The following is a 606-nucleotide window of genomic DNA, read 5'->3' on the forward strand; positions in this document are numbered from 1 at the left end:
TCCTGCCGGTGGAGGACATGCCGTTCCTCGAGGACGGCACGCCGGTCGACATCGTCCTCAACCCGCTGGGCGTGCCCGGCCGTATGAACGTCGGCCAGGTGCTGGAGACCCATCTCGGGTGGATCGCCGCCCAGGGCTGGGACCTCAGCGGAGTGGAGGAGGAGTGGGCCGAGCGCCTGCGCGACAAGGACATGGACAGGGTCGAGCCCTGGACCAACGTCGCCACGCCGGTGTTCGACGGCGCCGGCGAACAGGAGATCATCGGTCTTCTGGGCAGCACCCTCGTCAATCGCGACGGCGACCGGATGGTGATGCCCAGCGGCAAGGCGCGGCTGTTCGACGGCCGTTCCGGCGAGCCGTTCCCGCACCCGATCGCGGTGGGCTACATCTACATCCTGAAGCTGCTGCACCTGGTCGACGACAAGATCCATGCTCGCTCGACCGGCCCGTACTCGATGATCACCCAGCAGCCGCTGGGCGGTAAGGCGCAGTTCGGCGGCCAGCGCTTCGGCGAGATGGAGGTGTGGGCGCTGGAGGCCTACGGCGCGGCGTACGCGCTGCAGGAGCTGCTGACGATCAAGTCCGACGACGTGCTGGGCCGAGTGA

The 606-nt window shown here is 68.3% G+C and carries 1 pseudogene; it reads left to right on the forward strand.

Annotation, left to right across the window (positions count from 1 at the left end):
* Positions 1-606 (forward strand): annotated as a pseudogene (locus FLW16_RS43025) (DNA-directed RNA polymerase subunit beta); the annotation flags it as partial.

Origin of the sequence: Microbispora sp. KK1-11, from assembly GCF_006874435.1 — a bacterium.
GTDB classification, from domain to species: Bacteria; Actinomycetota; Actinomycetes; order Streptosporangiales; family Streptosporangiaceae; genus Microbispora; species Microbispora catharanthi.